This window comes from Thermodesulfovibrio aggregans (assembly GCF_001514535.1).
Classification (GTDB): Bacteria; Nitrospirota; Thermodesulfovibrionia; order Thermodesulfovibrionales; family Thermodesulfovibrionaceae; genus Thermodesulfovibrio; species Thermodesulfovibrio aggregans.
The window spans coordinates 221,349-244,435 of sequence record NZ_BCNO01000003.1 but is presented as its reverse complement, the minus strand read 5'-3'; the positions used below and the strand labels follow the sequence as shown (position 1 = coordinate 244,435).

Genomic DNA, 23,087 nt, shown 5'->3' with positions numbered 1-23,087 from the left:
AGATAAAACTGTTAAATGGCAAATCATTAAAAATTATGATAAAATTTAAAAAAAACTTGGAGAGGAATTAAAGATGCTTACAGAAAAAGTTAAGGCTGCTGGCTGAGCAGCAAAGATAGGTCCAGGGGACCTTGAAGAAATACTTAAATATATTCCTTTACCAAAGGACTCGAATATTTTGGTTGGCTCTGAAGACTGGTCTGATGCAGGAATTTATCGTTTAAATAATGAAATCGCATTGGTACAGAGCATCGACTTCTTCACACCAATTGTTGATGATCCCTATGATTTTGGACAGATTGCTGTTGCAAATGCATTAAGTGATATATATGCAGCTGGTGCAAAACCTATTCTGGCACTTAACATCGTATGCTTTCCAATAAATGACATGGATAAATCAATTTTAAAGGAAATTTTGAAAGGTGGTGCTGATAAACTCAACGAGGCAGGAGCTTTCATGATAGGTGGACATAGTGTTGAAGACCCCGAGATAAAATATGGTGTTTCAGTCACTGGAGTAGTTCATCCTGAGAGATTTGTTACAAATAGGGGAGCAAAAAAAGGTGATATTTTGATTTTAACAAAACCCATTGGCACAGGCATTCTTTCAACAGCACTTAAAGGAAAACTTCTTGACAAGGAGACAGCAAAGCTTCTTACTCAAACCATGGCTTTACTTAACAGGACAGCTTCAGAAGTTATGATGGAGGTTGGTGTAAATGCCTGCACAGATATTACAGGATTTGGACTCTTGGGACATGCTCTTGAGATGGCAAGGGCAAGCAAAGTAACCATAAGAATATGGAAGGATAAGGTTCCACTTCTACCAAGAGTTTACGAGTTTGCCTCCATGGGAATTGTTCCAGCAGGAGGAAGAAGAAATGTAAACTACTGTTCAAAATTAGTTGACACTGGTAATACAGACCCTGTAACGCTTGATATTCTCTCGGACCCTCAAACATCTGGAGGACTTCTTATTTCTTTGCCATCCGAGAAAGCTCAATCTCTAATTTCAAAATTAAAATCCCGTGGAATCCAGGCAACTGCAGTAGGCGAAGTTTTAGAGGAAAGTTCAAGTAAAATTTTGATAATTTGATATAGTTTATATAAGATTTTTGACAGAATCTACTTGACAAAAAAGAATTTTTGATGTTATATTTAGTTAGTTAATATCAATAACACCATAAAAGGAGGTGTTAGCTATGACAAGAAAAGAAACAAAGGATGTTGCAAGGGTTGAACCTTCAATTCTTTCTCCCTTTGAGGAGATTGAGCGTCTTTTTGATGAGGTTATGAGAAGACCATTCTCTTTGTTCAGGTCATTTGTTCCGAGAGTAAGAGAAGAAGCAGAGTTTATTTCTCCAGCAGTGGATATATATGAAGAAGGCGATGACTTGGTCGTTAAAGCAGAGCTTCCAGGTATAAATAAGGAGGACATTGAAGTTAAAATTACCGATGACTATATCACCATATCTGGCGAGAAGAAGAGGGAGGAAAAAGTAGAAAAGAAAGACTATTACAGATATGAGCGTTCCTATGGTTCATTCTCAAGGACATTCAGGCTTCCAGTGGATGTGCAGACAGACAAGGCAAAGGCAAAGTTTGAAAATGGTGTGCTTGAGATAAGAATTCCTAAGACTGAAGAGGCAAAGAAAAAAGAAAGAAAGCTACAGATTGAATAAACTCAGAGGAGGGCATATGCCCTCCTTTAAATTTTTATGAAAAAAGTTCTAATAACAGGTGGAACTGGTTTTGTTGGAAGATACATTGTAAATCTGGCTTTGAAGAAAAGCCATGAAGTTTATCTTGTTGTAAGAAGTCCTCAAAAAGCAAAGGCTCTCTTCGGTGAAAAGGTAAAAATCTTTCAAATTGATGATTTTACAAATCAAGAAAAACTGAGAAAGATTTTGCAAGCCGTTAATCCTCAATATGTTATTCATCTAATCGGAATTATTCAGGAGAAAAAAGGAGTTACTTTTGAAAAGGTCCATTATGAGTATTCAAAAGCTCTTTATGAGGTTTTAAAGGATTTTCAAGTTGAAAAGATAATACACATGAGTGCTCTGGGAGTTGATGAAAGTGCTCCATCTAAATATCATATAACAAAGCTTAAAGCTGAGGGAGAACTGATAAAGACAGGAATACCATTTGTTATACTTCGTCCCTCCTTTATTATTGGACCGGAACAACTTCTTTTCATAAAGTTAAAATCAATTTTAAAAAGACTGCCCATATTGATCTTTCCTGACATTGCTAACTACTACTTTCAGCCAGTGGATGTAAGAGATGTAGCAGAGTGTTTTATTAATGCAATCGATTATAGTGGTAGTGGCATCTTTGAATTATGTGGAGATGAAAAGGTAACTCTACGGAATATTGTTCATGATTTTGCAAAAGAATTTGGAAAAAGTGTTATTTTTGTTCCTTTCCCAAAGCTTTTTCTTAAAATTTTTGCCAGTGAGCAGTATAAGATGATGTGGAGAGACAATATATGTGGCTTTTCTGAAACTCTTCCAATAGAAACTCTTTTAGGAAGAGCTCCTATCCCATATAAAGAGCAAATAAAATGGGCAGCAAGCACTAATCTATGATTTCAACTAAAACTTCATCTCCTTCAGATACTCCGAGTAACTGAGAAGGAATGTTAACAATTCCGTGAGCTCTTACAAGGCTCATTATGAGCCCTGATTTGCTGAGTAGAGGAGTTGCCCAGATTTCACCATCACGTTCTTCAAGAGATACCCTGATAAAGTCTTCTCTACCAGCTTGAGAGTGAATACTTCTTGAAATCTTTGCTTTTACAGTTTTTTTAAACTCTTTATCAGTAACTCCAAGCATATAATTAATTACAGGCTTTACAAAAAGCTCAAAACAGATGTAAACAGCTACAGGATGGCCAGGAAGACCAAAGACTGGTTTGCCATTGCATACTGCACCAATAACAGGTTTTCCCGGTTTTATTGAAACTCCGTGAAACAGCACACCCGGTGAGCCAAGTTCATCTATCACCTTTGCTGTTAAATCCTTAACACCTGCAGATGTCCCCCCTGTAATTAGCACGATATCACTTATTTGATAGGCTTTTTGAACAGTTTCCTTAAGCTTATTGTATTCATCTTTCACAATTCCCATTTTTAAAGGTACTGCACCATTTTCATAACTTAAGCCTGCCAGTGTAAAGGAGTTTACATCTCTTACTTTTCCAGGTGTAACCTTTTCTGTGTGTGGAACTATCTCATCTCCTGTAAGAATTATAGATACTACAGGTTTCTTTACAACATTAACAGTTGTTACACCAAGACCAGCAAGCCCTCCAATATCCTGAGGCTTAAGCCTGTGTCCAGCCTTTATTACAACTTCTCCTTTTTTTGCGTCTTCATCCCGGAATATAACATTCTCACCTGGCGAGACAGCCTTTAAGACTTCAATCAAATCCTTTGACACTACATTTACATGCTCAATCATGACAACCGCATCCGCACCTTCAGGAAGCATACCTCCAGTTGCAATTGATGCCACTTCTCCGTTTGACAAAGAAAAATCTGGTATAGCTCCCATAGGTATATCGCCTTTTACAGTAAGATAGACTGGAGAGCTTTCTCTGGCACCAAATGTATCAGAGGCTTTTACAGCAAATCCATCAACAGTTGAGCGCTCAAATCCAGGAAGGTCTTCAGGGGATACAATATCCTCTGCTGTTACTCTCCCGTAGCATTCCTCAATTGGCAATGTTTCCACAGGAAGGCATTTTTCAGTGAGGTGTTTCAGTATAAGCTTTACAGCATCATCTGGAAGAAGATATCTTTTGTCAAGCATAAGTTTTATTATACAAGAAAATAAGATGAGATGCCAGTTAAAGTGTGCTAAAATAAAAATCAGTGATGATTCAGGTTAGTTTGCCAGTATTTGAAGGTCCCCTTGATTTACTTCTTCATCTTATCAAGCAGAATAAAGTTGATATTTACAATATTCCAATTGCACTGATTACAAAACAGTATCTTGAGTATATAGAGCTTATGAGAGAGCTTGATCTTGAGATTGCTTCAGAGTTTCTTCTTATGGCAGCTACATTGATTTATATAAAATCAAAAATGCTTCTTCCAAAGCAGGAACAGTTTGAAGAAGAGGAAGACCCAAGAAAAGAACTTGTTGAACAACTCATTGAATACGAAAAAATAAAAAAAGCCTCAGATTTTCTGAAAAATCAATATCTTATATGGTCAAAGGCTTTTCCAAGAACTACTTCTAAAGAAGAAGAGGTTTTTATTGAAGAACTGAATATCTTTGATCTTTTTCAGGCTCTAAAGAAAATACTTGATAGACCACAACCAAAAGTATATATTCCAAAGGAGACCATAAAGGTTGAAGAAAAGATTGAGCAGATTTTGAATGTTTTGAAGGTGAAAAAATCAGTTTATTTTGAGCAACTTTTTGAACCCGATTCTTCAAGGGTTGAAATTATAGTAATCTTTCTTGCATTATTGGAATTATTAAGACTCGGAATTGCTCGTGCTTATCAGGACAAACCTTTTGGCAAAATTTTAATAAATCTGGAGGAAGGAAATGAAAATAGGAATTATCTCTGACACCCATGATCATATGGATAATATAAGAAAGGCATTGAAAATCTTTAAAGAAAACAATGTAAAAGCAATAATTCATGCTGGTGACTTTGTATCGCCCTTTACATGGAGAGTTTTTAAGGATTTTGAAGGTGAATTTTACGGAGTTTTTGGAAACAATGATGGTGATAGAGTTCTTTTAAAGAAAATGTATGGAGAAAGAATTCAGCCTCAGATAAGGGAGTTTGAGATTGAAGGCAAAAGGATTGCTCTTATGCATGAACCACAGATGCTTGAGGCACTTGCTCAATCAGGAAGATTTGACCTGATTGTTTATGGACATATGCATGAAGTTGATATACGCAGGATAAATAATACTTTAATTATAAATCCTGGAGAAGCCTGTGGGTGGCTCTATGGAAAAGCAACTGTTGTAGTTCTTGATATTGAAAGATTAGAGCCATCTGTAATATCTCTTTGAATAAATAAGGCAATCAATCCTTTTTAATCCGTATTTTAAGGCTGCATTTACAGCTTCTTCAAACTCTTTTTGAGTAATTTTTCTTGAAAGTTCAGGATATTGATCAGCCTGCCAGCAGGGTCTGTACTGATCCATAATGTTTATGTAAGTATTTTTAGAGATTTCCTGAGCGATAAATTTTACAACCTCCTCTGTTCCTGCAATATTGTTAGGTAAAACGAGGTGTCTTACAAGAAGCCCCCTAACTGCAACTCCCTCTTCATTTATAATCAGATCTCCCACCTGCCTGTGCATCTCCTTGAGAGCCTTTTTTGCAAACTCAGTATAATTTTTAATCTTTGAATACTTTTCAGCCAGAGCACTATCAGCATATTTAAAATCTGGCATATAAATATCAATAATGCCATCAAGAATTTGCAATGTTTCAATGGCTTCATAACCACCGCAATTGTAAACAATTGGAATTCTGAGACCCTGCTCACGGGCAATGTAAATGGATTTAATAATCTGAGGCACCTGATGAGTTGGTGTAACAAGATTTATGTTGTGACAGCCTGAATTTTGAAGAAAAATCATAATAGCTGCAAGCTCATCATATGAGACTTCTTCACCTTCTCCAAGATGGCTTATTGTCCAGTTCTGGCAGTATACACAAGCCAAATTACAGAAACCAAAAAATATTGTACCTGAGCCATATCTTCCAACAAGAGGAGTTTCCTCTCCAAAATGGGGTCCCCAGCTTGAAACATAGGGTTTATCAAGAACTCTACAACTTCCTTTTTGTCCCGAGGTTCTGTCAACTTTACAACTTCTTGGACAGAGGGTGCAGTTTTTAAGAATTTCAAAAGCCTTTTCTATTTTCTGATTAAACTCTTCTTCTGATAACTTTAAATAAACTGGCTTTTGAGTCTGAGATGGATTCATTTTATCTCACCCTGATTTTTTTTCATTATATCATAAGAAAAGGGATTAAACCTGCAAAAAATTGTTATAATATGCCTATGCTTCAATCTATAAAGTGGGAAAATGGAACAGTATTCATACTTGACCAGAGACTTTTGCCTGAAAAGATTGAATACTTAAAATGCACTCACTACGAAGAAATTGCTCAGGCAATTGAAAACCTCTCAATAAGAGGTGCTCCTGCAATAGGAATTGCTGCTGCCTATGCGATAGCAGTTGCTTCACTGAGTGCAAAATCCTTTTCTTCAGAGGAATTTCTCTCTGATCTAAATCCTGTTTTTCAAAGGCTCATAAATACAAGACCTACTGCTGTAAATATAAAATGGGCTGTTGACAGGATTAAAAAATTGATAGAGAACAATCTCTCTCTTTCAGTTACTGAGTTAAGAGACATGGTAATAGAAGAAGCTATAAAAATTCATGAAGAGGATATTCAGGTAAATAGAAAGATAGGTGAAAACCTCATACATCTTTTTAAAGATGGATGCACTGTCATAACATATTGTAATGCCGGTGCACTTGCAACAGGAGGATATGGAACAGCAACTGCACCAATGTATCTTGCAAAAGAAAGAGGTATAAATTTCAAAGTAATTGCCTGTGAAACAAGACCTGTACTTCAGGGTGCCCGTATTACAGCCTTTGAACTCATGCAAGCTGGAATTGATGTAACTCTCATCTGCGACAACACAGCTGGAGCTTTACTTAGAAAAGGTATGATTGATTTTGCAATTGTAGGAACAGATAGAACAGTTAGAAATGGCGATGTGGCAAACAAAATTGGCACTTACTCTTTAGCGGTTCTCTGTAAAGAAAACAATGTTCCTTTTTATGTTGCAGCACCTTTATCAAGCATTGACATGAGTATTTCTACAGGAGATATGATTCCTATTGAAGAGAGAGCATCAGAAGAGGTAACAAACATAAAAGGCGTAAGAATTGCTCCAGAAGGGGTGAAGGTAATCAATTTTGCCTTTGATGTAACTCCTGCAAACTATGTAACAGCAATAGTTACTGAAAAAGGAGTGTTTAAACCTGAAGAGTTGAGGTTTAAACTTTGAATTTTCAGGACATATTCAAACAATACGAAGATGAATTAAAACAGGTAGAAAGAGAACTTCTTAACATATTTAAATCTGAAGCTGCATTAATTCCCACCATAGGAGCATACATTGTAAACTCAGGTGGCAAGAGGATTCGTCCACTATTCTTACTTTTAAGTGCTGATCTCGTGGGTTATAAAGAGTACAAAAGAGTGATTATGGCTGCAGTGATTGAGGCACTTCACACAGCAAGTCTTCTTCACGATGATGTTGTTGATGAAGCTGAACTCAGAAGAGGGAAGGCTTCTGCTAACAAGATATGGGGAAATCAGGTTACTGTGTTACTTGGTGATTATCTTTATGCAAAGGCATTGCATATCTCAGTGACACAGGAGAGTTTTCCAATAATGGAAGCTCTATCTATGGCAACATCTCAGATGGCTGAAGGAGAAATTCTTCAGCTTATGAAAGCAGGAGATCCCACCATAACTTTTGAAGAATACATAAAGATCATAACAGGAAAAACAGCAGGATTGATTCGCACTGCCTGTAGAATAGCAGGAATCTTAGCCGAACTACCAGATGATAAACTTCAAGCACTAACTGAATTTGGTAACAACATAGGTATAGCTTTTCAAATGGTAGATGATATACTTGATTATGTAGCAGATGAAACAAAACTTGGTAAAAAGCTTGGCACTGATTTAAGGGAAGGTAAGATTACTCTTCCACTAATTGAATTAATTAGAAAAGCCCATGAAAAAGAGGAAATTATAAGCATAATTAAATCTGACAACTTTTCAGAAGAAAGGCTTTCAAAGATTTTAGAATATCTTAAACAATACGGCTGTATTGAATCATCCATGGAAATAGTAAGGCAGTTCATAGAAAAGGCAAAAAAAGCTCTCTACATATTCCCTGACACAGATGAGAGAAAACTCCTTTTCAAGCTGGCAGACTACATTACTTCGAGGAATAAATAATGGCGCTTATTCTTGTAACAAATGATGATGGCTTTTTCTCAAAAGGAATTCAAACTCTGGCAGAAGCATTAAAAGAGCTTGGTGAAGTCTATATTGTAGCACCGGACAGAGACCGCTCTGCAGTAAGCCATGCTCTCACGATGCACAGGCCTCTTAGGGTGGATATGATAAAAGAAAACTGTTACAGTGTAAACGGAACTCCTACTGATTGTGTTGTTGTTGGAGTTAAAAAAATTTTACCACGGCAACCTGATTTAATAGTTTCAGGTATAAACAAGGGAGCAAACCTCGGAGAAGATATAACATATTCAGGAACTGTGTCAGCTGCTATTGAAGGTACAATTCTTGGAGTGCCATCATTTGCAGTATCTCTTGTTGGAGAAAGACCTTTCAGGTATGAGACAGCATGTCATTATGCGTTAAAAATTGCAAAATTTATTCTTGAGAAAGGTCTTCCCGATGACACCCTTTTAAATGTAAACATACCCAATAAATCTTTACAGGATATAAATGGAATAAAGATAACAAAACAGGGTAAACGCTCTTACGAAAACTCAATTCACGAGATCTTTTCACCCTGGGGAGAAAAGCAATACTGGATTGGAGGCGGAGTTGTATCATGGCAAAAAATGGAAGGGACAGACATTCAGGCAATAATTGAAGGATATGTATCAGTTACACCACTTCATATTGATTTAACAAATTATCAGGCATTAGATTATTTAAGAAGACATGGCATTGAAGAATAAATATGATGTCATTATTGTTGGTGCAGGACCTGCAGGTATTTTTGCAGCCTTAGAGATAACAAATAACTCACCGCTAAAGGTTTTAATTGTTGAAAAAGGTAAAGATATTGAAAAAAGAAACTGTCCAATGGAACAGACAGGAAAGTGTGCTCACTGTTCAATATGCGATATTTTAAGTGGGTGGGGTGGTGCAGGTGCTTTTAGCGATGGAAAACTGAATTTATCTCCTCAAATTGGTGGATTTTTAGATAAATACCTGGATAGGCAAACTCTTGATGAACTTATCGATTATGTGGATAAAATTTATCTTAAATATGGAGCTCCATCATTAGTTTATGAACCTCAACCTGATGTGGCTGAGAGAATTAAAAATCAGGCAGCTAGAGAGGGGCTTCTTTTTATTCCATCAAAAATAAGGCACATTGGAACTGAAAAATGTGCATATGTGCTTAAAGCAATAAAAGAGGAACTCTCAAAAAAAGTTGACATAATTTTTGATTCTGAAGCATCAAGAATTATTTTAACCAAAGGTAAAGTTTCGGGTATCGAACTTAAAGATAAAAGAAAATTCCATGCAAAATATATTGTTCTTGCTCCGGGAAGAGCAGGAAGTAGTTGGTTAAGTGAAGAAGCAAAAAGGCTAAAATTAAGTACAGAGCTCAATCCTGTTGATGTGGGTGTGAGGGTTGAGGTTCCTGCTTCAGTCTGTGAGGAACTTACAAGAGTCTGCTATGAGCCAAAGTTTATTTATTATTCAAAAACTTTTGATGACACAGTCAGAACATTCTGTGTAAATCCCTATGGTGTTGTGGTAAGAGAAAATATAAATGGGATATGGACTGTAAATGGGCATAGTTATGCAGATAAAAAAACAGATAATACAAATTTTGCAATTCTTTCAAGCACATACTTTACAGAGCCCTTTCGTGAACCAATTCTTTATGGGCAAAGTATTGCAAGACTGGCAAATTATCTTGGGCAGGGAGTTTTAATTCAAAGACTTGGAGATCTCAAAAAAGGAAGAAGATCAACCCAAGAGAGAATCCTCAAAAATCCTGTGCAACCAACACTCAAGGATTTTACTGCAGGAGATCTCAGTTTTGTTTTGCCTTATCGCTATCTTGTAAATATTCTTGAGATGCTTGAAGTTCTTGATAAAGTTATGCCTGGTATAAATTCTAATCATACACTTCTTTATGGAGTTGAAATCAAATTTTACAGTATGAGACTTAAACTTACCAAACAGTTAGAAACAGAGATAGAGAATTTGTTCGCTGCAGGAGATGGGGCAGGAGTAAGCAGGGGATTGATTCAAGCTTCAGTATCCGGCATTCTTGTTGCCAGAGAGATCTTGAAACGCAGTTAAATGTTATAATGAACAAAGGAGGTAAAGTTTATGCCTGTCACATTACCCATAGAAGTATTTGAAATATTTGAAAAAAACTTTGGTCGTGAAGATGCTAAAATTCTATTGAAATCCTTTGAAAAAGTCACAGAAGATGAAATCTATCAAAAGTGGTATGAAACAAAATCAGAGTTAAAAGAAGATTTGTTAAGAGAAATCGCAACTAAAAGAGATTTAGAAATATTGAGAAAAGAATTACTTGGCAAGATAGAGTCATTGTATGAGAAGACAGAGAAAGACAAGGCCGAACTGCTTGGCAAGACAGAGAGAGACAAAGCAGAACTGCTTGGCAAAATAGAGAAGGACAAGGCAGAGTTACTCAACAAGATAGAGTTATTGTATGAGAAGACAGAGAAGGACAAGGCAGAACTGCTTGGAAAGATAGAGAAGGACAAGACAGAACTCCTTGGCAAGATAGAGAAGCACAAAGCAGAACTGCTTGGCAAGATAGAAAAGGACAAGACAGAACTGCTTGGCAAGATAGAAAAGGACAAGGCAGAGTTGCTTGGAAAGCTTGGCAAGATAGACTTAACTTTGAAATTTCTGATTATTCTGAATATAATAGCTCTCACCCTTATGAATCCAGTAGTAGCTGAATTGATTAAAAAGCTTTTCAGACTCGGTTAATTTCTCATGGATAGATACAAACACTTAAGAGAATGGATGGTTGAAACTCAGATTATTGAAAGGGGTATTAGAGATAAAAGAGTTATTGAGGTAATGAAAAAAGTTCCAAGACATCTTTTTGTGCCTGAGGATATTATTGACAGTGCCTATGATGATAGAGCTCTTCCAATTGGTTATGGGCAGACTATTTCTCAGCCCTATATTGTTGCTTTGATGACCGAGTTACTTGAACTGAAAGGAGATGAGAAAGTGCTTGAGATAGGCACAGGTTCTGGATATCAGGCTGCAATTCTTTCTGAACTGGCAAAAGAAGTTCACACAATTGAGAGAATTGAGCCACTCGCAACTGCTGCAAAAAAAAGATTTGAAAATCTTGGAATTCAAAATGTTAAAGTTTATATAAAAGATGGTACAGAGGGAATACCAGAGGAAGCACCATTTGATAGAATAATTATAACTGCAGCAACTCCTGATATACCGGAGCCACTTATTAAACAACTTAAAGAAGAAGGAATCATTGTTGCCCCTGTTGGTGAAAGATATTCTCAGTATATGCTCAAAGCAATAAAAAGGGACAATGAACTTGAGAGACATTACTTAATCCCTGTAGCATTTGTTCCACTGATAGGAAAGTATGGATGGAAAGAGGAGTAGCTGAAGTCTATGAAGATTGCTGTAATTGGAGTTGGAGCAGTTGGATTTTTTCTTTGTAAGTATCTACTTGAAAAGACAGATTTCGCTATAAAGTGTGCTGATAAAAGTATTAGAAATCTCAAAAAACTTAAACAATTTGGAGACACTAAAAGATTAACTTTTCACCGAATATCTGTGAATGACAGCTCTTCGTTAGAAAAATTGATCAAAGATACTGATCTGGTAATAAACTCAGCAACACCTACAATTAATAGAAAAATAATAGAAATAGCATTGAAATATTGTGTTAACTATCAGGATCTTGCATCTAATCTTGAAGACCTTATAAATCCTGAACAGCTTGAATACTCTGAGGATTTTAAACAAAAAGGAATTGTAGGTTTAATAAATACAGGAATAAGTCCTGGTTTGACAAATCTGATTGCTGGTGAACTTGCTTCAAAATTTGACACTGTAGAGACTATTAAATTTAGAATTTTTGAAGACCAAAAACCTCCTGGAACAATATGGTCATGGTCTCCAAAAGTTTTATTCAGTGATATTTTGTCATCTCCACTTATTTATGAAAAAGGAAAGTTTAATTTTCGCGAACCCTTTAATGAACCTGAGTATTATAACTATCCAGAACCTATAGGTAGAAGAAAAGCTTATCTTGTTTATGGAGATGAGATTTCTACCATACCCAGATTTCTTAAAGTAAAAAATGTAAATCTTAAAGCAGCAGGTTCTGATATAGAGTTTCTCATGGCACTTTATAACATGGGACTTCTGAGTGACAATCCTCTAAAGATTAATGGTGTTACAGTATCTCCCTATGAGATTCTTTTAAAAATTACAAGAAGAGTTGCTTCAATTAAGGATATTATTCAAAAGATAAAGGAAGGAGTGCTTGAAGAGGCAACTTTTGGTCTTGTTGTGGAATGCTCAGGAAAAATAAAGGGAGAAAGAAAAACCTTAAGAGGTTACTTAATTTTTCCTTCTATCAGGGAACTTACAAAGATTGCTCCTGGCTCTACTCATGTTTCTTATCCAACTGCATTTGTAGCTGGAGTTATGGCAAAATTCATAAAAAAAATTCAGTCTATTCGGCAAGGAGTATTTGCTCCTGAAGCTTTACCAGAATCTATAAGAAGAAAGATTTTCTCTGAACTTAGAAAAGAATCATTCAATGTTATAATAGAAGAATTTAGCAGGAAGAAAACTACTCCAAACCAAATTCTTTAATTTTATTGTAAAGAGTTCTCAAAGAAATACCAAGAATCATAGAAGCCATTTTCTTATTACCATTAGTTTTTTTCAATGCTTCAATAATTGCCTTTTTTTCAAGACTTTTAAGATTATTTTCTTCAATTTCCTCTTGTTTTTCAATTTTTATCTCAATCTCCTCTGTTTTTGAGAGTATTATTGCTCTTTCAAGAAGATTTTGAAGTTCTCTTATATTACCAGGAAAAGAATAATTCTTTAAAAGTTCTAACGATTGTTTGCTTAATCTCTTTGGTTCTTTTCCAAGCTTTTTAGAAATTTTTTCTATTAAGTATTCGGAAATTTTATTTATCTGTTGTTTTCTCTCTCTTAAAGGAGGAATCGTTATTGGAAAAACATTGAGCCTGAAGTACAGATCTTCTCTGAATTTGCCATCTTTTACCATTTGCTTGAGGTCTCTATTTGTGGCAGTTATAAATCTTGCATTTGTTTTGATGGTCTCAAGTCCACCAACTCTTTCAAAGCTCTTGTCCTGCAGAACTTTTAAAAATTTTGCCTGAATTGATGGAGTTAACTCTCCGATTTCATCAAGGAATAGAGTTCCATTCTGGGCAAGTTCGATTTTTCCATATTTTTGCTTTATTGCTCCTGAAAAAGCCCCTTTTTCATAACCAAAAAGTTCACTTTCTATCAATGTTTCAGGAATTGAAGCACAGTTTATCTCAACAAAAGCCCCTTTTTTGCCACTGATAATATGAATTGCCTTGGCAATTGCTGATTTACCTGTTCCTGTTTCACCGTAAAGAATTACTGTTGTGTCAGTTTTGGCTACTTCTTTAATCATATAATAGACATTTTCAATTCCTGCAAAAAGAATTTCATAGGGAGGTATTTCAAGCTCTTCAGTGTGAGATGTTGTTTTTAAGATTTTCTCTATCTTTTTCAAAAATTCCTCAGGAGATGAAAGAGGTTTTGTAATGTAATCAACGGCGCCTCTCTTTATTGCTTCAACTGCAGAGGGGATTGTTCCAAAAGCTGTTATTACAATAAATTTTGTATCTACAATATCACTTGCTTTTTCAATAAATTCAATTCCGTTCATCTTTGGCATTTTTAGATCAGTGATTATTAGATTTGGTGATAGATTTTTAATATTTTTCAAAGCTGTTTCAGGATCATAAAATACCTTTACATCATATCTTTCTTCTTCAAGAATTGTTTTAAGAAATGAGGCAAAGGAAGAATCATCTTCCACTATAACGATTTTGGCATTGTGAGACATACCTTTGTCCCCTGTCCTTTTTTGCTTGTAATCTCAAAGTCAATTTTTAAGATTTCACATAGACGAGTTACTATTGCAAGCCCCAATCCAGTGCCCTTGGGCTTTGTTGTAAAAAAGGGTTCTACAGCTTTCTTCAAAGTTTCTTCATCCATTCCAGTTCCTGTATCTGATATTTCAATTTTTATTTTATCATTAACTCTTTTGGCTTTTATAATTATTTTCTTTGGTTCTGTCTCTGATACGGCAGAGATAGCGTTATCAAGGATATTGTTTAAGATTTGAGCTATTTTATCTTTGTCTGTGTCTATATGAATTTCATCTAAATCTATATCAAAAGATATTTCTTCATGTTCCATTATAAATGGCAGAGCTATATCATAAATCAGTTCTTTTAGATTTATCCTCTCAATTTTAATACTTTGAGGATTTCCATAATGCATTAGATCGTTAGTTAGTCTTTCAAGCCTTAGACTTTCTTTCAAAATTATTTCAAGATGATGTTTTAAAGAAGGCTCGGAGATTTTTTTTATAAGATACTGAACAAATCCCTTAATACTTCCAAGAGGATTTCTTATTTCATGGGCTAAAACTCTTGAAAGCATTGAAAGATTTTCAAGTTCTCTTATTTTAATCTGCATCTTTTCCATTTTGTTTAAGAGTATTGTGGCTAAAAAACCTGCTATAATTATGAATATGGCAATAAAAATCATGAAAAGTATATGAATTTTTGCGTTTCTTAAAATACCCTCAGCTGGATATGTGTGTAGAGCTACTCTTAAAAGATAAGGTAAACTTTGAAGATTTATTTTTGTATCTGCCACAAAAACTTTTTCTCCTGTGCCAAGGGTTATATAGTGATAGTAAGGAGTGGACTTTTGAAAAATTGGGATTAAATTCTGAAATTTTTGTCCTATCAATGCAGGATTTGAATGGAGTGCCACATTACCCTCTTTGTCGTAAAGAGCTATAAAGGCAACTCCTTCCCATCTTTCATCAAGTAGTATTTCTGAAAAAACTGTGCTTTTTATTTTGTTTATAGCCGAAGTTTGTAGAATGCTGTTAATGGTTATTGTTATTCCTATTGCTTGCATCTGCAAAGAATACTCTGTAGCTTGTTGAGCATTTTTATAGATTAGGATACTACTTATGATAAGACTTGAGGAAGTAAGAAACACTAAAATAAATATAATCAATCTTACTGAAAACTTTGAAATCTTGATAATTCCACCTCTCTGTAAACTTCCTCTGAATTTTCAATATATTTTGGTGAAATATGAAGGATGACAACTTCCTTAACCCCTGCTTCTTTAGCAATTTTACCGGTTAAACTTGCTGTAAGATGATTTCTTTCAATTGCTCTTTCCATATCTTTATTTAAGAAATAGGCTTCACAGAATAAAACATCTGAGTCTTTTACAAACTCTACGATCTTTTTAATATTTTCTTCAGTTGGAGCAATGTCCATTACATAGGAAATTTTTTCTCCCTTTGTAATATTAACAATTTCAAAGAGTTCCTCCACCAGAATTTCACCCTTTGGTGTATTTATCATAACTTTAACTGATGAGTCTTTAGGCTGGAGCATTTTCTGAGGGTCATAATTGTAGTAGATTTTTATCAACTTTTTAAGTTCTCCAAGCCAGGGACCTATATTAAAGCCTTTTTCTTCAAGTTTTATTTTATTGATATTTATATGAAAATCTTCTTCAATACAATAGGCAATTACAGGTATTCCATGAGACAAAACAAGAGCTTTTACTTTAAAAAGAGATTCTTTAAGAATACATTCTTGCTTGGGAAGGCTTGGTAGTTTTTCAATTCTGAATTTTTCCCTTGCTTGAAATCTTGCTCTTTTTATTTTTTTTTCTGTAATTGCATAAACTTCAATGGTTAATGGATAATCTGAAACAAGATTCCAAGTGTATCCTCTTAGTTTTCCATAAACGCAATCTATAATATTTTCAGGACCGTAAACTCTCAAGGGTTCAGCTCTTCTTAAAATAGCTCTTAGAATCTGATCGAATCCTATAAAATGATCAATATGCGTATGAGTTACAAAGATATCGCTTATTTTGAGTATTTCATTGAAAGGAATTTTTCTTATATCGCCTGCATCAAACATTAGAGCTCTTTTTTCCCTGAGAAGTCTTATAAAAACGCAGGGGTCTCCAAAGGCATTATTTATAACTTTATAATGAAAAAGTCTTGCCATGATGGTATAATTATATAAAATGCTGAGTTTTTCTGTCACTTTTAACAACAATATTGAGACTTCTTATATTAAAGGACTCTGTAAAACATTTCATTTTTTCATTTCTTTTTTATTTTGTTTTTTTGAATTTATTCTGAATGTCACCTGTGAACTTTTTGTAATTACAAAAAGGAGGAATTCATGTCAGAATTAAGAAGAGATCCTATATCAGGAAGATGGGTTATCATAGCTGTTGAGAGAGGTAAAAGACCTTCAGATTTTGCATCTGTCAGTCAAAAAAGAAAAATAAAAGGATTTTGTCCATTTTGTCCGGGTAATGAATATACTGCTCCCAATGAAATTATAGCTTTCAGACCTCCAAATACTCCTCCAAATACACCGGGCTGGACTCTAAGGGTTGTGCCGAACAAATTTCCTGCCTTACAGATTCATGGAGAGCTTAACAAAAGAGGAGAGGGGATTTATGATAAAATGAATGGAATTGGTGCTCATGAAGTAATCATTGAAACTCCTGATCATCTTGCATCTCTTTCTACAATGCCACTTAAAGCAGTTGAAGATGTTTTATGGGCTTACTACTTTAGAATCACTGATCTTAAAAAAGACATTCGCTTTAAATATGTTTTAGTTTTCAAAAATGAAGGCGAATCTGCAGGAGCTTCAATTGAACATACTCACAGTCAATTAATTGCGCTTCCAATTGTGCCTCAGCTTGTAAAAGATGAGATGAACTCAGCTAAGAGATACTTTGAACTAAGAGACAGATGCATTTTCTGTGATATAATAGCTCAAGAACTTGAGTATGAAAAAAGAATAATTTATCAAAATGAGGCTTACATTGTGTTGGCACCATTTGCACCAAGAGAGCCCTTTGAAACATGGATTCTGCCCAAAAGACATGAGTCCCGTTTTGAGCCAAGAGAAAAAAGTTTCTCTCTTCTTGCAGATGTTTTACAAACAACGCTCAAAAAACTTGATGCAGTTCTTGAAACTCCTCCCTATAACTATGTTCTTCACACGTCTCCTTTCCAGGATGAGGTAAATGAATACTATCACTGGCATATTGAGATAATTCCAAAGCTTACAAAAACAGCAGGTTTTGAGTGGGGTTCTGGATTTTTTATTAATCCAACTCCTCCTGAAGAAGCTGCCCAGTTTATGAGAGAGGCTAAAGTATGAAAGTAGCTCTTGTGTCCGCAGAGGCTTACCCTTTTTCAAAAACAGGAGGACTTGGTGATGTTGTTGGAGCACTATTTAAGGAGTTTATCAAAGCAGGAATTGATGTAAGTCTTTTTCTGCCCTTTTATAGAACTACAAAACAGAGATTTTCTTCTCAGACAATTAATGCAGGAGTGGTTTATGGAGTACCTGTTGGTTCAGTTAAATACTTTGGTGCTGTAAGAACTGCAAGAGTTTCGTTTGATGAAGAAGATAATTTAAAAATTGAGAGTTCAAAGCAAGGCAATCTCTTTCTTATTGAGCATAATGATTTCTTTGATAGAGATGAACTTTATGGAACAAGTTATGGTGAGTATCTTGACAACGCAGAAAGATTTGTATTTTTCTCAAGGGCTGTTCTTGAGATTTGCAAGATTATGAATCTAAATTTTGATATCATTCACTGCCATGATTGGCATACAGCTTTAATCCCTCTTTATCTTAAGACATTTTACAAAGAATGTAGATGTTTTGAGAAAACAAAAACTGTATTAACCATACATAATCTTGGATATCAAGGTATATTCCCCCGTGAAAAACTTGAGATTACAGGATTTGGGCAGGAAATGTTTCACATTGACGGATTTGAATTTTATGGAATGGTTAATTTTCTTAAAGTTGGACTTTTTAATGCAGATGTTCTTACCACAGTTAGTCCTACATATGCAAGGGAGATTTTAACTCCTGAATACGGTGCTGGACTTGATGGAGTTTTGAGGAAGAGAAAAGAAAGTCTTGTAGGAATTATAAATGGAATTGACTACAAAATATGGAATCCTGAAAAAGACCCTTTTATTGTCCAAAATTATGGATTGGGTAATCTTAAAGATAAACAGAAAAACAAAGAATATCTACTTAGTTTTACCAATATAAAATCTTCCATGGAAACTCCGCTAATTGGCTTTGTGGGAAGACTTGTCTATCAGAAAGGTATTGATATAATTGCTGATGCTATATCAGGTTTAATTGAAAAGGGGATAAGCTTTATAGTTGAAGGGACAGGTGAAGCTTATTATGAAAATAAAGTTAGAGAACTTCAAAGTACTTATCCTTCAAAAGTTTATGCTTATATTGGCTTTGATGAAGCTTTAGCACATAAGATTTATGCTGGGGTAGATGGTTTGCTTGTTCCATCAAGGTATGAACCATGCGGGTTAAATCAGCTTATAGCCATGAGATATGGAACTCCTCCCATATGCAGACGCACCGGAGGTCTTTCAGATACAGTGGAGGATGGAGTAACAGGTTTTCTTTTTGACGAATACAGTGCAGAAGCCTTAACAGAAGCAGTGGAAAGATTTATCAGTGCTTATACCGATAAAGACAGATTTTACAGGATAAGTTATGAAGCCATGAGTAGAGATTTTTCATGGACTAATTCTTCTATGAAATATCTTGAACTGTATAAAGGATTGATAGATGAAAGAAAGACAGGCCTTATTTGAAATTATAAAGCTTCTTGAAATATATGAAGATACAGAAATTCTTCTTGAAAGGCTTATTTATTATGTTTGTGAATTAATGAATGCTCAGGCAGGAATTGTAAGACTAATTAAAGATGGAAATTTGTATGTTACTGCTACTTATAATATCGATTCCAGTAAAACTATTATTAACCTTGATGAGGGAATATGTGGAAAGGTTTTAAAAGAAGGTAGAGTTAAAACATTCAACAAAGCTCAACTTGAAGGATTTGAACTTGATATACCTGCCCATTCAGCAATATGCATTCCACTAAAAATACAACAAGAAAATATTGGAACAATTCTTATTTACAACAAGCTTGATTCTGAGGAAGGATTTGGTGAATTCACTGAAGAAGATATTTCCCTGGGAGAACTATTTTCCGCAATAGCTTCTTTAATTATTCTTAAGTCCTTACAATTTAAAGAATTGAGAGAAAGAGAAACAGAAAACATAAAAGTTATGACTCAACTACAAGAGCTTAAAAGTTATCTTGAAAGTCTTATTCAGAGCTCAGCTGATGCCATAGTTGCCACTGATTTAGATAACATAGTTACAGCATGGAATAGAGGTGCAGAAAATATTTTTGGTTACAAAAAAGAAGAGGTAGTCGGGAAACCTCTTCCAATTATTCCTGACTTTTTACAGGAAATGGAAAGGATATACCTGAAAAGGATCAGACAGGATGATACACTGAAAGATATAGAAACAGTAATGGTAACAAAAGAAAATAAAATTATGGAAGTTACTCTTACAATGTCTCCAATAAAAAACTCGAAGGGAGAAATAATAGGAGTAAGTAGAATAATAAGAGATATTACAGAGAAAAAAAAGCTTGAAAGAGACCTTATAAGAAGAAATGAAGAGCTTACAAAGATTCTTTTCATAAGTTCTGCAGTAAGAAGCACTTTAGAGTTAAATAGACTTTTAAGGATTATACTTACAGTAATTACAATGGGTGAAGGATTAGGTTTTAATAGAGCTATTCTTTTTCTTGTTGATGAAGAAAAAAATGTTTTACGAGGAGTTATGGCAGTAGGACCTTCCAGTTATGAAGAAGCATGGCAGATCTGGTCAAGTATGAGTAAAGAGAAGAAAACTCTTTTTGAGGTTCTTGACGAACTGAGCACGAAAGAGTTTGAGGAAGACAGTTTTCTGGAAAGACTTTGTAAGAACATTTCCATACCTTTGGATGAAAATACTCCAATTGTGCGAGCTGTAAAAGAAAAAAGGATTTTTAACATCAGAGATGTTTACAAAGAAGAAGCAGACCCTGTGATCATTCAACAACTTGGAAGTTTTGCCTATGCAGTTATTCCTCTCATATCTAAAGACAGAGCAATAGGAGCTGTATGGGTTGACAATCTTTACACAAGAAAACCTATTACTGATCAAGATATTAATTTCTTGAAAGGATTTGCCGATCAGGTTGCAGGTGCAGTAGAAAATGCATGGATATTTGATAAAATAGAGCAGGCAGAAAAAGAACTTGAAATGCTCTTTAATTCAATAACAGACATTATTTATTACACTGATGACTCTTATACCATAAAGAAAGTCAATCGTTCATTTCTCGATAAAGTTGGGCTTAGAGAACATGAAGTAATCGGTCAAAAATGTTTTAAACTTCTTCATAAAACTAATCATCCACCAGAGGTATGTCCTCATAGAAAGGCAGTACAAACAGCTAAACCCTATGTAGAAGAGCTTGAAGAAAACTATCTTGACGGCGTTTATCTTCTTTCAAGTTCACCAATATTTGATAAAGGTGGAAATCTCATAGGTACCATCAATGTAGCAAAAAATATAACAGAGCTTAAAACTTTAAGAGAGAGAATAATATCAATGGAGAAAATGGCAGCTCTTGGAGAGATGGCAGCAAAGGTTGCTCATGAAATAAGAAATCCTCTGCTTGCCATAGGTGGATTTGCAAAGAGACTTCACAAGGAACTGACTGGTGAAAAAGTGCAGGAATATACAAAGATTATTATTGAAGAAGTAAAGAGGCTGGAAAGAATTCTCAATGAAATATTAAGCTTTGTAAGACCCTTTTCACTTGGCAAAGAAACCTTTGAAATTAGAAAGCTTGTAGAGGATGTTGTTAATTTTGTAGAGTCTACACTTCAAGAAAATAATAACAAATTTGAATTAGTAATAGAGAATGATTTTACAGTTCTTGGTAGCTTTGATAAATTAAAAGAGTTGCTTCTGAATATAATTTCAAATGCAAACGAAGCAACAAAGAATGGATTGATAACTTTGAGAATAAAAAAGGCAGATAAAATACCAATAGAGTTGGATAAAGAAAAAGAATACTTTACTATTGAAGTTGAAGATACAGGATGCGGAATACAGAAAGAAAACCTTAAAAGAATTTTTGATCCCTTTTTTACAACAAAAGCAACTGGCACAGGACTTGGACTTGCAATTTCAAAGAGAATTGTTGAAGACCATGGTGGTATAATCAAAGTAGAAAGCGAGGTTAACAAAGGAACAATATTCAGGATTTATTTGCCAGTATATAAAGGAGGAGGGAGTAATGAAAATAATGGTAGTTGATGATGAAAAGAACATACTTATGCTTTATAAAGCTGAACTTGAAGAAGAAGGATATGAGATTATTACAGCAAATTCAGGTAAGGAAGCTCTTGAACTTTTTGAAACAGAAAAACCGGATATGGTAACACTTGACATAATGATGCCTGATATTGATGGAATTCAGGTGTTGAGACAGCTTAAACAGAAAAATCCTAATATTCCTGTAATAATGCTTACTGCATATGACTACAGAGATGACTTTTCAATATGGGCATCAGATGCCTATGTGGTAAAATCATCTGATCTTGGTCCTTTAAAAGAAACTATTAAACAACTTGCAGAAAAATTCGGATTAAAATGAAGGTTCTTGTAATCTCTTTAATCTTTGTTTTAATATTTCCAGTTATGGGATTTTCTGAAGTAAAAGAAGAAGTCTTAAAAAATGGGCTTAAGTTGATATTCATCAGGGATACTTCATCTGCTGTGGCAACTTTTCAAGTATGGTATAAAGTCGGTTCAATAGATGAACCCGAAGGCAAATCAGGAATAAGTCATCTTCTTGAACACATGATGTTCAGAGGTAGTAAAAATTATCCAGGCAATGTCTTTTCAAAGATAATACAGGCACAGGGCGGAATTGATAATGCCTTTACAACAAAGGATTATACTGTTTACTTTCAGAAGCTTTCTCCTTCAAAATTGCAAGTCTCAATAGATCTTGAGTCTGACAGAATGGCAAATCTACTTTTCAATTCCGATGACTTTGAGCTTGAAAAAAAGATTGTCCTTGAAGAACGAAGACAGCGATACGAAGATGATCCAGAAAGTTTAATAATTGAAGAGGTAATTGGACTGGCTTTTAAGGCTCATCCTTATCGCAAACCAATAATTGGTTGGAGTGATGACATCATATCCATAACTCTTGATGATTTAAAAAGATACTATCATGAATACTACTGTCCGGGCAATGCCTTTATAATTGTGGCAGGAGACATAAATTTTAGTGATTTAAAAGAAAAAATAAGAGAAAAATTTGAAAAAATTCCATCCTGCACTCCTTCAAGAAAAACCTTTTATGAACCTGAACAATATGGAGAAAAAAGAGTTATACTTAAAAAGCAGACTCATCTTCCTTTAGTTGTGATGGCATATAAAGTTCCTGCTTTCCCGAATAAAGATAGCATTTCTATTGAAGTATTAAGCACAATACTGGGAGAGGGAAAGAGTTCAAGACTTTACAGAACTCTTGTTACAGAAAAAGCACTGGCAGTTGATGTTTCAACAGCTAACTCACCACTTAGCAGAGATGGATTTTTATTTTTTATTATAGCTTCTGTTAAAAGTCCTGATAAGGTTGATGATGTTGAAAAAATCATAAAAGAAGAAATTGAAAGGATAAAAAAGGAACTGCCACATGAAAAAGAGATTGAAAAAGCAAAAAATCAGGTAGAAGCTTCTTTTCTCTTCAGTCAGGACTCTGTTTTTGGACATGCTCTCTATATTGGCAAATTTGAAGTTCTTGGTACATGGAAATTAATTGAAAAATATAAGGAAGACATAATGAAAGTAACAGCAAAGGATGTTCAGGATGTGGCAAATAGATATTTTAAAGCTGAAAATCTCTCAGTAGGAGTGCTTCTACCGAAATGAGGAAATTTTTTATAATTTGTTTTTTGTTCTTATTTTTTAATTCCGTAGCAGGA

General features: G+C 34.7%; 22 protein-coding genes. 17 read left to right on the top strand and 5 right to left on the bottom strand.

Going from position 1 to position 23,087, the window contains the following annotated elements; translation table 11 throughout:
* Nucleotides 1–73: 73 nt before the first annotated feature.
* From selD to TAGGR_RS09840, 3 genes are all read left to right on the top strand, one after another.
* Nucleotides 74–1,096, top strand: a complete 1,023-nt coding sequence (selD, locus tag TAGGR_RS09850; RefSeq protein WP_082673657.1) for a selenide, water dikinase SelD — start codon at nt 74–76, stop codon at nt 1,094–1,096.
* Between the two features lie 106 nt (nt 1,097–1,202).
* Complete coding sequence (locus TAGGR_RS09845) at nt 1,203–1,682, top strand: Hsp20/alpha crystallin family protein (protein WP_059177193.1); 480 nt, start codon at nt 1,203–1,205, stop codon at nt 1,680–1,682.
* A gap of 36 nt (nt 1,683–1,718) precedes the next feature.
* Nucleotides 1,719–2,591, top strand: coding sequence for an NAD-dependent epimerase/dehydratase family protein (locus tag TAGGR_RS09840; protein WP_059177192.1), 873 nt, complete (start codon nt 1,719–1,721; stop codon nt 2,589–2,591).
* On the opposite strand, the gene TAGGR_RS09835 is transcribed toward TAGGR_RS09840, so the two are convergent.
* Nucleotides 2,581–3,816, bottom strand: a complete 1,236-nt coding sequence (locus TAGGR_RS09835; RefSeq protein ID WP_059177191.1) for a molybdopterin-binding protein — start codon at nt 3,814–3,816, stop codon at nt 2,581–2,583. The genes TAGGR_RS09840 and TAGGR_RS09835 overlap by 11 nt on opposite strands.
* A gap of 80 nt (nt 3,817–3,896) precedes the next feature.
* On the opposite strand from TAGGR_RS09835, the gene TAGGR_RS09830 reads away from it, so the two are divergent.
* The gene (locus tag TAGGR_RS09830; protein WP_161936224.1) at nt 3,897–4,586 is read left to right on the top strand and encodes a segregation and condensation protein A; all 690 of its coding nucleotides are present in this window, start codon (nt 3,897–3,899) and stop codon (nt 4,584–4,586) included.
* The gene (locus TAGGR_RS09825) at nt 4,564–5,043 is read left to right on the top strand and encodes a metallophosphoesterase (protein WP_059177189.1); all 480 of its coding nucleotides are present in this window, start codon (nt 4,564–4,566) and stop codon (nt 5,041–5,043) included. Before TAGGR_RS09830 ends, TAGGR_RS09825 begins: the two co-directional genes overlap by 23 nt.
* Here TAGGR_RS09825 and TAGGR_RS09820 read toward each other — a convergent pair.
* Nucleotides 5,017–5,967: a radical SAM protein gene (locus TAGGR_RS09820; protein WP_059177188.1), complete on the bottom strand. Its 951-nt coding sequence runs from the start codon at nt 5,965–5,967 to the stop codon at nt 5,017–5,019. The two genes, TAGGR_RS09825 and TAGGR_RS09820, sit on opposite strands and share 27 nt — an antisense overlap.
* Before the next feature lie 71 nt (nt 5,968–6,038).
* Between TAGGR_RS09820 and mtnA the strand changes: the two genes are divergently transcribed.
* The 7 genes from mtnA to TAGGR_RS09785 are packed head-to-tail and all read left to right on the top strand — an operon-like array spanning nt 6,039 to nt 12,691.
* Nucleotides 6,039–7,067: an S-methyl-5-thioribose-1-phosphate isomerase gene (gene mtnA / locus TAGGR_RS09815; RefSeq protein ID WP_059177264.1), complete on the top strand. Its 1,029-nt coding sequence runs from the start codon at nt 6,039–6,041 to the stop codon at nt 7,065–7,067.
* Nucleotides 7,064–8,032 (top strand): polyprenyl synthetase family protein, encoded by a 969-nt coding sequence (locus TAGGR_RS09810; protein WP_059177187.1) that lies wholly within the window; start codon nt 7,064–7,066, stop codon nt 8,030–8,032. Before mtnA ends, TAGGR_RS09810 begins: the two co-directional genes overlap by 4 nt.
* Entirely contained in the window at nt 8,032–8,781 is a 750-nt protein-coding gene (gene surE, locus TAGGR_RS09805; RefSeq protein WP_059177186.1) for a 5'/3'-nucleotidase SurE, read from the top strand. The genes TAGGR_RS09810 and surE overlap by 1 nt, the downstream gene beginning before the upstream one ends.
* On the top strand, nt 8,765–10,147 hold the full coding sequence (locus tag TAGGR_RS09800) for an NAD(P)/FAD-dependent oxidoreductase (RefSeq protein WP_059177185.1): 1,383 nt from the start codon (nt 8,765–8,767) through the stop codon (nt 10,145–10,147). The genes surE and TAGGR_RS09800 overlap by 17 nt, the downstream gene beginning before the upstream one ends.
* Before the next feature lie 30 nt (nt 10,148–10,177).
* On the top strand, nt 10,178–10,813 hold the full coding sequence (locus TAGGR_RS09795; protein ID WP_059177184.1) for a hypothetical protein: 636 nt from the start codon (nt 10,178–10,180) through the stop codon (nt 10,811–10,813).
* Nucleotides 10,814–10,819: 6 nt separating this feature from the next.
* Nucleotides 10,820–11,467 (top strand): protein-L-isoaspartate(D-aspartate) O-methyltransferase, encoded by a 648-nt coding sequence (locus TAGGR_RS09790; RefSeq protein ID WP_059177183.1) that lies wholly within the window; start codon nt 10,820–10,822, stop codon nt 11,465–11,467.
* 9 nt (nt 11,468–11,476) lie between these two features.
* On the top strand, nt 11,477–12,691 hold the full coding sequence (locus TAGGR_RS09785; RefSeq protein ID WP_059177182.1) for a saccharopine dehydrogenase family protein: 1,215 nt from the start codon (nt 11,477–11,479) through the stop codon (nt 12,689–12,691).
* Here the strand turns inward: TAGGR_RS09785 and TAGGR_RS09780 are convergent.
* The 3 genes from TAGGR_RS09780 to TAGGR_RS09770 form a co-directional block, all read right to left on the bottom strand.
* A complete protein-coding gene (locus TAGGR_RS09780) occupies nt 12,669–13,952 on the bottom strand; it encodes a sigma-54-dependent transcriptional regulator (protein ID WP_059177181.1) in 1,284 nt (427 codons plus the stop codon). The two genes, TAGGR_RS09785 and TAGGR_RS09780, sit on opposite strands and share 23 nt — an antisense overlap.
* Nucleotides 13,925–15,043 carry an ATP-binding protein gene (locus TAGGR_RS09775; RefSeq protein WP_161936223.1) on the bottom strand — a complete coding sequence of 373 codons (1,119 nt, stop codon included), beginning with the start codon at nt 15,041–15,043 and terminating at the stop codon, nt 13,925–13,927. The genes TAGGR_RS09780 and TAGGR_RS09775 overlap by 28 nt, the downstream gene beginning before the upstream one ends.
* A gap of 104 nt (nt 15,044–15,147) precedes the next feature.
* Nucleotides 15,148–16,164 carry a ribonuclease Z gene (locus TAGGR_RS09770; RefSeq protein WP_153000521.1) on the bottom strand — a complete coding sequence of 339 codons (1,017 nt, stop codon included), beginning with the start codon at nt 16,162–16,164 and terminating at the stop codon, nt 15,148–15,150.
* A 180-nt stretch (nt 16,165–16,344) separates the two neighbouring features.
* Between TAGGR_RS09770 and galT the strand changes: the two genes are divergently transcribed.
* The 5 genes from galT to TAGGR_RS09745 are packed head-to-tail and all read left to right on the top strand — an operon-like array spanning nt 16,345 to nt 23,034.
* On the top strand, nt 16,345–17,343 hold the full coding sequence (gene galT, locus TAGGR_RS09765) for a galactose-1-phosphate uridylyltransferase (protein WP_059177178.1): 999 nt from the start codon (nt 16,345–16,347) through the stop codon (nt 17,341–17,343).
* Nucleotides 17,340–18,827, top strand: a complete 1,488-nt coding sequence (glgA, locus tag TAGGR_RS09760; RefSeq protein ID WP_059177177.1) for a glycogen synthase GlgA — start codon at nt 17,340–17,342, stop codon at nt 18,825–18,827. Before galT ends, glgA begins: the two co-directional genes overlap by 4 nt.
* Nucleotides 18,802–21,405 (top strand): PAS domain S-box protein, encoded by a 2,604-nt coding sequence (locus TAGGR_RS09755; RefSeq protein ID WP_059177176.1) that lies wholly within the window; start codon nt 18,802–18,804, stop codon nt 21,403–21,405. The genes glgA and TAGGR_RS09755 overlap by 26 nt, the downstream gene beginning before the upstream one ends.
* Nucleotides 21,386–21,745 carry a response regulator gene (locus TAGGR_RS09750; RefSeq protein WP_059177175.1) on the top strand — a complete coding sequence of 120 codons (360 nt, stop codon included), beginning with the start codon at nt 21,386–21,388 and terminating at the stop codon, nt 21,743–21,745. Before TAGGR_RS09755 ends, TAGGR_RS09750 begins: the two co-directional genes overlap by 20 nt.
* Entirely contained in the window at nt 21,742–23,034 is a 1,293-nt protein-coding gene (locus TAGGR_RS09745; protein ID WP_059177174.1) for a M16 family metallopeptidase, read from the top strand. The genes TAGGR_RS09750 and TAGGR_RS09745 overlap by 4 nt, the downstream gene beginning before the upstream one ends.
* Nucleotides 23,035–23,087: the final 53 nt, after the last annotated feature.

Coding starts and splice junctions, on each gene's coding strand:
- TAGGR_RS09845 (WP_059177193.1), top strand. CDS start 1,203: ATGACAAGAAAAGAAACAAAGGATGTTGCAAGGGTTGAACCTTCAATT.
- TAGGR_RS09840 (WP_059177192.1), top strand. CDS start 1,719: ATGAAAAAAGTTCTAATAACAGGTGGAACTGGTTTTGTTGGAAGATAC.
- TAGGR_RS09835 (WP_059177191.1), bottom strand. CDS start 3,816: ATGCTTGACAAAAGATATCTTCTTCCAGATGATGCTGTAAAGCTTATA.
- TAGGR_RS09825 (WP_059177189.1), top strand. CDS start 4,564: ATGAAAATAGGAATTATCTCTGACACCCATGATCATATGGATAATATA.
- TAGGR_RS09820 (WP_059177188.1), bottom strand. CDS start 5,967: ATGAATCCATCTCAGACTCAAAAGCCAGTTTATTTAAAGTTATCAGAA.
- mtnA (WP_059177264.1), top strand. CDS start 6,039: ATGCCTATGCTTCAATCTATAAAGTGGGAAAATGGAACAGTATTCATA.
- surE (WP_059177186.1), top strand. CDS start 8,032: ATGGCGCTTATTCTTGTAACAAATGATGATGGCTTTTTCTCAAAAGGA.
- TAGGR_RS09800 (WP_059177185.1), top strand. CDS start 8,765: ATGGCATTGAAGAATAAATATGATGTCATTATTGTTGGTGCAGGACCT.
- TAGGR_RS09795 (WP_059177184.1), top strand. CDS start 10,178: ATGCCTGTCACATTACCCATAGAAGTATTTGAAATATTTGAAAAAAAC.
- TAGGR_RS09790 (WP_059177183.1), top strand. CDS start 10,820: ATGGATAGATACAAACACTTAAGAGAATGGATGGTTGAAACTCAGATT.
- TAGGR_RS09785 (WP_059177182.1), top strand. CDS start 11,477: ATGAAGATTGCTGTAATTGGAGTTGGAGCAGTTGGATTTTTTCTTTGT.
- TAGGR_RS09780 (WP_059177181.1), bottom strand. CDS start 13,952: ATGTCTCACAATGCCAAAATCGTTATAGTGGAAGATGATTCTTCCTTT.
- TAGGR_RS09775 (WP_161936223.1), bottom strand. CDS start 15,043: ATGCAAGCAATAGGAATAACAATAACCATTAACAGCATTCTACAAACT.
- TAGGR_RS09770 (WP_153000521.1), bottom strand. CDS start 16,164: ATGGCAAGACTTTTTCATTATAAAGTTATAAATAATGCCTTTGGAGAC.
- galT (WP_059177178.1), top strand. CDS start 16,345: ATGTCAGAATTAAGAAGAGATCCTATATCAGGAAGATGGGTTATCATA.
- glgA (WP_059177177.1), top strand. CDS start 17,340: ATGAAAGTAGCTCTTGTGTCCGCAGAGGCTTACCCTTTTTCAAAAACA.
- TAGGR_RS09755 (WP_059177176.1), top strand. CDS start 18,802: ATGAAAGAAAGACAGGCCTTATTTGAAATTATAAAGCTTCTTGAAATA.
- TAGGR_RS09750 (WP_059177175.1), top strand. CDS start 21,386: ATGAAAATAATGGTAGTTGATGATGAAAAGAACATACTTATGCTTTAT.
- TAGGR_RS09745 (WP_059177174.1), top strand. CDS start 21,742: ATGAAGGTTCTTGTAATCTCTTTAATCTTTGTTTTAATATTTCCAGTT.